The sequence below is a fragment of the Flavobacterium sp. FG19 genome (assembly GCF_057809475.1).
The window spans coordinates 48,186-56,192 of record NZ_JBMDKA010000035.1; the positions used below are offsets into that span (position 1 = coordinate 48,186).

An 8,007-nucleotide genomic window follows, 5' to 3' on the forward strand; every position below is an offset into this window, starting at 1 on the left:
AATATTAAAATTTTAAATTAGCACCAAAAACGAAAGATCTTAATGTTGGATAAGCATCAAGCTCAACCCCCTGAGTTCCGTAAGGATTACCGTCTCCATTTAATTCAGGTGAAAAACCTGAGAATTTCTGCGTAATAAATGGATTAATTGCATTTACATACAATCTGCAGTAGCTGATAAAACCATTCTCGTTTAAAGGAAGTTTGTATCCTAAAGTGATGTTATTGATTCTAAAGAAATCTCCTGATTCCATATAATAGGTTGAAGCAACCGGTACTTCGTTAAATGGTGCCGGATTTGAAGCTGTCGTGTTTGATGCCGTCCAGTAGTTGTTTGTTAAAGAAGCTTCAATGTTTTCACCTGTAAAACGCTGTGCTTTTTTACCGTTATAAACTTTAGCACCGCCAGTACCATAACCGTCAACAGAAAAATCAATGTTTTTGTAATTCAATCCTAAAGTAACTCCATAGTTGTTTTTTGGTAAAATTGAACCCACATATTTTTTGTCTGTAGTTGCATCCAGTAAATTCTGAGTCACTTTTTCTCCTGCAGCATTGTAGTACAGCATTTTACCATTAGCCGGATCTATACCCGCGTATTCGTATAAGTAAAAACTTCCTAATGGCTGGCCAACTGATGTCTTGTTAAGCATTTTGGTGTCTTGTCCATTTCCAAGATTACCTCCAATAACTGGTGAAATATCAAAATCTTTTAATCCTGAAAGTTCATTTTTATTGTGAGAGAAGTTTCCTCCAACCCAGTAACTCAAATTATCTGAAATTTTATCTTCCCAGCGTAAAGCAATCTCAAAACCTTTATTAGAAACTTCACCTACGTGTGCAGGAGTTGAAATTGTCATACCTGATGTTACATATGGTTTTGTATTTAAAATAACATTGTTGGTATTTTTGTCGTATACATCAAAGGCTCCTGTTAATCTGTTATCTAATAATTCAAAATCAATACCTGCAGAAGTTTCTTCTGTAACCTCCCACGATAAACTTGGATCAATTTGAGAGCTGATTGTTGTTCCCTGATATAAAATAGAACCTCCTAAGTAAGCATTAAGACCAGAAGCATAAGCCTGAGTATTTAAAGGAACATTCTGATTTCCTAATTTACCCCAGCTTCCTCTTAATTTAATTAAGTTAATTCCCTTAACATCAGACAAGAAACTTTCTTTGGTAAGCACCCATCCTAAACCAAACGACGGGAAAGTTCCCCAGCGGTAATCTTTAGCAAAATTTGAAGATCCGTCACGTCTGATAGTTCCGGTAAATAAATACTTGTCCATTAATTTATACTGGAAACGTCCAAAATAAGAAGCTAATCTGCTTTCGTTATATTTTATGTCATATAAACTAGTGATATCCGCTACATATTCAACACCTTTTGCATCTTTAGCATTGTATAAAGACCAATAGTTTGAATTTTCACTTACATTTTTTCTTGCAATTGTTAAAGTTTCTTTTGGTCCTTTTACAGAAACCTCCATACCTGCAGTTACCTCAATATCGTGTATGTCTGCAAAAACTTTATTGTATGTAAAATAATTAGATAAGTTCCAGTTAAAGTACTGTTCTCTTCCTCTTGTTAATAAATTAACCGGGTCTGATGCGTGAGTCGCAACATAGTCTGCCTCTGTAGTATTAGGGTTTGCAGCCATCCAGATCCCCTGTTTATCTTCGAAATTATATTGATTCCATGTATAATATTCTCCATTAAACTGAGAAGTAAATTTTAATCCTTTGATAATTTCGTAATCTAATTTTAATCCTCCCTGAAGAGTAATACTTTTTTGTCGCTCATCATAAAAATCTAATTGAGCAACAGGATTTCCAACATTGTTAAATGATGATCCAACAGGAGCAGCAACACCGTTTGCATCTACACGGGAAACCCCGTATTGTCCATCTGCAAAACGAACTGGTACGATAGGAGACTGCTTATAAGCATTTGTAAAAGCTCCCAAAGGTTTTGGAGTAGAATTAGCTGAAGTAAAACTAAAGTTCTGGCTTAGTGTTACTTTTTTAGACAATTTAAACTCATTGTTATTTCTAAAAGTAGTACGTCCATAATCCAGACCATTTAAAATTGCTTTCTCTTCATAATTTCCAGCACTAAAGAAATACTTAATATTTTCTGAAGCTCCTGAAATCGAAATATTATTCTGAGTATACGATCCTGTTCTTGTAATTTCATCTAACCAGTTTGTATTTACGGACTGATTAGCAGCAAACGTGTTAGTTCCTAATGCAGCATTTGAATAAGCAGCATATTGGTTTCCGTTTGCCATTTTTACCTTTTTAAGCGGCTGTCTAAAACCGGCAAAACTTTCAATCTCAACAGATACTTTATCACCTTTACCTTTTTTAGTAGTAATAATAATTACCCCATTAGCAGCTCTTGTACCGTAAATAGCTAATGCTGAAGCATCTTTTAAAATTTCATAAGAAGTAATATCGTTTGTATTAATATTGTTGATGTTCTCTGTTGGCATACCATCTACAATATATAAAGGACTTCTTCCTCCTAAAGCCGTACCCAAACCTCTGATTACTACAGAAGGTGTACTTCCGGGAGCATCAGAAGAAGATACCTGAACCCCGGCTGCTTTACCCTGGATAGCCTGAGAGGCATTCATTACTTTTGTTTTGGTAACATCTTCAGATCGTAAAGAAGTGATCGCTGAAGTATTGTCTACTTTTTTTCTTGTTCCGTACCCAATAACAACTACTTCTTTTAAAGCAGTATCACCTGCTTCTTTTAAGGTAATAGTCATTGGTGCGGCCGTTGCCGGTACAGAAACTGCATCAAAACCTAACATAGAGACTTTTAAAATGTCTCCCGGTTTTGCGTTGATCGTAAAGTTTCCGTCGAAATCTGCATCAGCAGTTGCTCTGGCGTCAGATGAAGAGATTATAGCACCCGGAATCCCCATTCCGCTGCTGTCTACTACTTTTCCTTTAATTGCCTGTGCCTGTCCAGACATATAGGCTGGCAGCATTAAGAGCACAAATAAGCTAAAAATAAAATTTTTCATACAGTTTGTAATCGTTTAAGTTAGTGGAGCCAAATTACACAATTACAACGTTGTAGTACATCAAATACCACTACAACACAGCTACATCATTATGTTAAAATTAACGTATAGACTAATGATAATCAATAAATTAAATGTTAAAGAATTTTCCTTAACATATCATTATGATGTAGTAATGATGTATTAGAATTCTATAAAAAATAATATCTAAAAATATAAGATCCGTAAAAAATAAAATCAAATCTTACAGACTTAATAAAAACTTTGACAGGTTTTCGTCCTGAGTGAGGTTTAATTTCTTTCTTAAGCGATATCTGTGCAGTTCTACACCTCTAAATGAGATGTTCATCATAGGTGCAATTTCTTTGGAAGAAAGGTTCATTTTAAGATAAACACAAAGTTTTATATCCTTAGGGGTTAAATGTGGGTATTTTTTAGAAAGATTTATGATAAACTCATTATGAATCTGATTCAAATTTGTCTCAAATATTTCCCATTCGTGTTTGTTTACTTCGTTTATTTTGATCGCCTTTTTGATTTCGCTTTTCAGTTTGTTGAAATCTTTTTCAGAATCGAGGATATTTTGAATATTCTCAATCATTTCACTTTGTTTGGCAATCGAAAGCGATTTTCCTGCTACTTCTGAAGATTTAGCCTGCAGTTCGAGTTCTAAAATATGCTTTTCGTATTCCTGAATATTCAGTTCGTTTTCTTTTTTTAATTCCATTTCCAGAATTTCACGCTGGTGTTTTAATTCTTCGGCCTGTAATTTTAATTTTTGCGTATAGCGGAGTTTATTCCATTTGTAATAAAAGAATAAAACAGCAGCTATTATTAGTAAATAAAGGAAAATCATCCAGAAAGAGAAATACCAGGGCTGCGCCACTTTAAAATCAAAACTGGAAACTTTATCGTAATTGGCTCCGTCGTGTTTAAAAATGACAATAGAATGGGAACCGCTGCTCAGGTTATTTAAAACAATCGCTCCGTTTGAAATGGGGATGTAATTTTTGCCTTTATTAATCTGATAAAACAAATTGGGTTTACTGGCTCCATAGATTCCGGAAATAACATTGATACGAAGTTCTGTATTGTGTTTTATCTTTCCTTCGCTGGCAAGCAGCTCATTGTCGTTATAAGCTTCGACTTTAACACCTTTATTTTGTTTGTTCTCGTATCCTAACTGAAGTGAAATAAAACCATCGTCGAGATTCAGTAAATAATGATTCTGGCTTCTGAAAATACGCAGGTTTTCATTGATTAATTTGCCTTTATAATATTTCTCCTGAATAATATTCCATACAAACTTACTGTCGTGCGAATAAATATGATACAGAATCCCTTCCTGAAGTACCATAAAATGGTCTTTGTCTATAGCCACAACATCTGAGATGTTTTTAAAATTGGAATTGAACAATTCGTTTTCTTCCAGTCTGCCAGAAATAGAATTAAAAGTATACCAGACGCCGTTAATCAGAAAAAGTACCTCATCCCGAAATTCGAAAATCTTAACCCCAAAATCATTTTTGATTTTGCTCTGCTGCGTAATGTTTTCAACTTTTTGGGTTTTGAAGTTATCATCAAAAAGTACTCTGTATAAACCACGGTAATTATCGGCAGCCCAGATCTCATTTTTTTTATTCTGGGCTACATATTTTATTGGTTTTGAAATATCATTGATTTTTTTACTCTGTTTAAGGTCTGCCGCCTTATCGTATACCAGAATTCCGCTGTAAGTAGATTGAAAATAAGTGTCATTAATAATACTCTTTGATAAATTCCAGCCTCCGCTTACATTATTTATTTTCGTCAGTGTACCATTTTCATAACAAAATGTTCCGTCGTTATGTCCAATAATATACTTATCGCCAATTTTGGTGATATTCCAGCCCTGTCCCTGTGTATTGGGAAGCATTTTAAAATTTCCGGAATCAAACTCAAAAATTCCGTGATTGGATGCAATCAAATAGCCTTTTTTAGTTGTGGCGACGGAATAAACAGAACCTAGTATACCAGAATTGTCATAAAAAAATGAAATGGGCGAATTAACCTCAACATGAGCAATTCCGTTGTCAAGTCCCAGCCATAAATCCTCTTCTTTATCAAAACCAATGCTTAAAACCGAATTGTTCATCAGGACATTGTTACGGTCGATATTTTTATAGGTATTATTGGTAAAATCATAAATAAAAACACCTTTATTTCCTGTACCTACAACTAATTTATTGTTCCGTATAAATTTAGCCACATTGATTCCGTTTGATTTCAAAGTCTCATTCAACGGATTGTTCCAGGGTCTTAAGCCCTTATTTTCGACTATAAAAATTCCTTTTTTATGGGTAAAAATATAGGTTTCGCCTTTGTATTTTTCGATGGCATGTACAACGGTATTTTTTAGAATGTTCCAGCCTTTTGGATTGGCAATCCGCGAACCATTCATTTTAAAAAGTCCTTTTTCTACTGAAGCTACGTACAGATTGTCATCAACAACAAAACAATAGGATATTAAGAAAGGGAATTTTATTTTTTTGATGGTTTTCCCGTCATAAATGAAAACATCGTTAAAGGACTGAAAATACAACGCGCCTTTAAATCTGAATATTTTCCAAATTTCTTCGTTATCTTTTTCATCAAAAAGACGAAGGTTTTTGGTAATCGACACATAACGCATTTTACCATTTTCTCTGTACCAGTAACCAAATTCTTTATAAGAACCTGAGTAAATACGGTCGTCTTCTATTAAAATAGAACGAATGATAGTTTTATTGGGTAAGGAATATTTTTCCCAGATAACGCCGTCGTACCGCAGCAAATAATGGTTATTGGCAAAATACATGGCCTTGTCCCTGCCCTGTGCCACGTTCCAGATTTGATTATCTCCCTGATAATCTGATTTATTATAGTTTTCTACGAAAGGAAGTAATTCTTGTGCCTGTATTTGAAAAGCAACGAAAAAGAAGAAAAATGATTTTAAAAGTATCGTTTTCAATATATTCGGTTTTAATCCCAAAGATACTGACAAATATTGAATTTCCGAACGGAAATGAAGGGAGTGCTTTTACGCTGTAACGATTATTAAAAAGGTTAGAATACTGATTATAAGACATAATGGAGCAAAAAAACGGGTGTCATTTTGCCCGAATCTGGTATTCTTTATTTTCTTGAAAAATCCCAGATAATAGAAATCTCCTACGGCTCTTAAAAGAAATAACCCGGTCAAAATCCATAAACCGTATTTATGAAGCCATAACGGAATTTCTGTATCCAGAAATCCTGTTTTTATCAGATAAAAAATACCAAATGCCAATAATACAATGGCAACAATTATAGTAGCAGCTGCTCCTGGTTTTCCTGCAGGAACAGCATCATTCTTTGTGGGGAAAACTCCCTGCGTTCCCCATTTACCTCCAAAAGCCCAGTAAAAATGAACTAAGGATAGTAATAGAAATACCAAAAACAAGATCAGTGCTATAATTTTTGCCATTGTAAGATATATTCTAAAAATAGAAAAAAACCTAATTTTCTAATAATTGATAAACCTGATTTGCAATTTCAAATTCTTCGTCAGTAGGAACTACCAAAACTTTTACAATCGAATGAGCTGAGTTTATTTCCCTTACTTCTTTAGAACGGATCTGATTCTTCTCATTATCAATTTCAATTCCGAAATAATCCATATCCGTACAGATTAATTTTCTCATATATGAAGAATTTTCTCCAATTCCGGCGGTAAATACAATGGCATCTAAACCATTTAAAGCCGCTGCATAAGCTCCAATTGTTTTTTTTATTCGATAAGCATTCAGCAGTAAAGCCAGCTGACAGTCTTTGTTTCCTTCCTGTGCTTTTGCTTCAATATCGCGAAGATCGCTGTACCCGGTAAGTCCGAGCATTCCGCTTTGTTTTAGCAAAATCGAATTGACTTCATCCGGAGTATACCCCAGATTTTTGACCATATAAAAAATAACGGACTGATCAATATCTCCGGCACGGGTTCCCATAACCAGACCGTTTGCCGGTGAGAATCCCATGGTAGTATCGATACTTTTTCCGTTTTTTACCGCGGTCATACTACAGCCGTTTCCTAAGTGAATGGTAATAATATTATCGTTTTTCTGCAGATAACTGATGGCTTTTTCTGAAACATATTTGTGACTGGTTCCGTGAAAACCGTACACACGAACTTTATGTTCTGTGAGCAGGTAATTAGGAATGGCATATTTATGAGCTTCTACTGGAATGGTCTGGTGAAAAGCCGTATCAAAAACAGCCACTTGTTTTGCCGAAGCAAAGATTTCTTCAGCCACGTTTATACCAACTAAATGTGCCGGATTATGAAGCGGAGCCAGTTCGGAAAGTTCTTTTATTTTATCTTTTACTTCTTCGGTAATGACCGTTGTATCTGAGAAATAACTTCCTCCGTGCACCACCCTGTGTCCTACTGCCGCAATTTCTGAGGTTGATTTTATAACTCCTTTCTCCGGATCCAGAAGCATATCGGCTACTTTCTGTAAACCTACTTTATGCGTTAAAATAGGCAGAATCTCTTCATGGGCAGCTGTCTGGGTTTTAAAAGTAACATTTGAGGTTTCTAAACCAATCCTGTCAATCATTCCGGTACAAATTACTTCATTTGCCGGCATTACCATTAATTGGTATTTAATAGAGGAACTTCCTGAGTTTATTATTAGTATTTTCATTTTTTATGTTTTTGCCACGAAGGCGCTAAGTCACTAAGTTTTTTTTATTGCTGACACTGGCACGCGGATGAAACGGATTTTTTATTCTCTCAAAAATAAAATCTGTCTAAATCTGCGTTTTCGCAATAGCAAATCTCTCTCAACCGCACTTCATTTTTTTAATTTTTAATTCTCAATTTTTAATTATTGTTATTGTTAGGATCAGAACGCGGATGAAGCGGATTTACTTCGTAAAGACGCGGATCAAAACGGATTTTTTATTCT

General features: G+C 34.8%; 4 protein-coding genes. All 4 read right to left on the reverse strand.

Annotated elements, in window-relative coordinates:
• Nucleotides 1-4 precede the first annotated feature (4 nt).
• A complete protein-coding gene (locus ACODST_RS24580; RefSeq protein ID WP_488934737.1) occupies nt 5-3,043 on the reverse strand; it encodes a SusC/RagA family TonB-linked outer membrane protein in 3,039 nt (1,012 codons plus the stop codon).
• 244 nt (nt 3,044-3,287) lie between these two features.
• Nucleotides 3,288-6,032 (reverse strand): LuxR C-terminal-related transcriptional regulator, encoded by a 2,745-nt coding sequence (locus ACODST_RS24585; RefSeq protein ID WP_488934738.1) that lies wholly within the window; start codon nt 6,030-6,032, stop codon nt 3,288-3,290.
• 69 nt (nt 6,033-6,101) lie between these two features.
• Entirely contained in the window at nt 6,102-6,527 is a 426-nt protein-coding gene (locus tag ACODST_RS24590) for a DUF3995 domain-containing protein (protein WP_488934739.1), read from the reverse strand.
• 31 nt (nt 6,528-6,558) lie between these two features.
• Nucleotides 6,559-7,743: an acetate/propionate family kinase gene (locus tag ACODST_RS24595; protein WP_488934740.1), complete on the reverse strand. Its 1,185-nt coding sequence runs from the start codon at nt 7,741-7,743 to the stop codon at nt 6,559-6,561.
• Between the last annotated feature and the right edge of the window lie 264 nt (nt 7,744-8,007).

Coding starts and splice junctions, on each gene's coding strand:
- ACODST_RS24595 (WP_488934740.1), bottom strand. CDS start 7,743: ATGAAAATACTAATAATAAACTCAGGAAGTTCCTCTATTAAATACCAA.
- ACODST_RS24580 (WP_488934737.1), bottom strand. CDS start 3,043: ATGAAAAATTTTATTTTTAGCTTATTTGTGCTCTTAATGCTGCCAGCC.
- ACODST_RS24590 (WP_488934739.1), bottom strand. CDS start 6,527: ATGGCAAAAATTATAGCACTGATCTTGTTTTTGGTATTTCTATTACTA.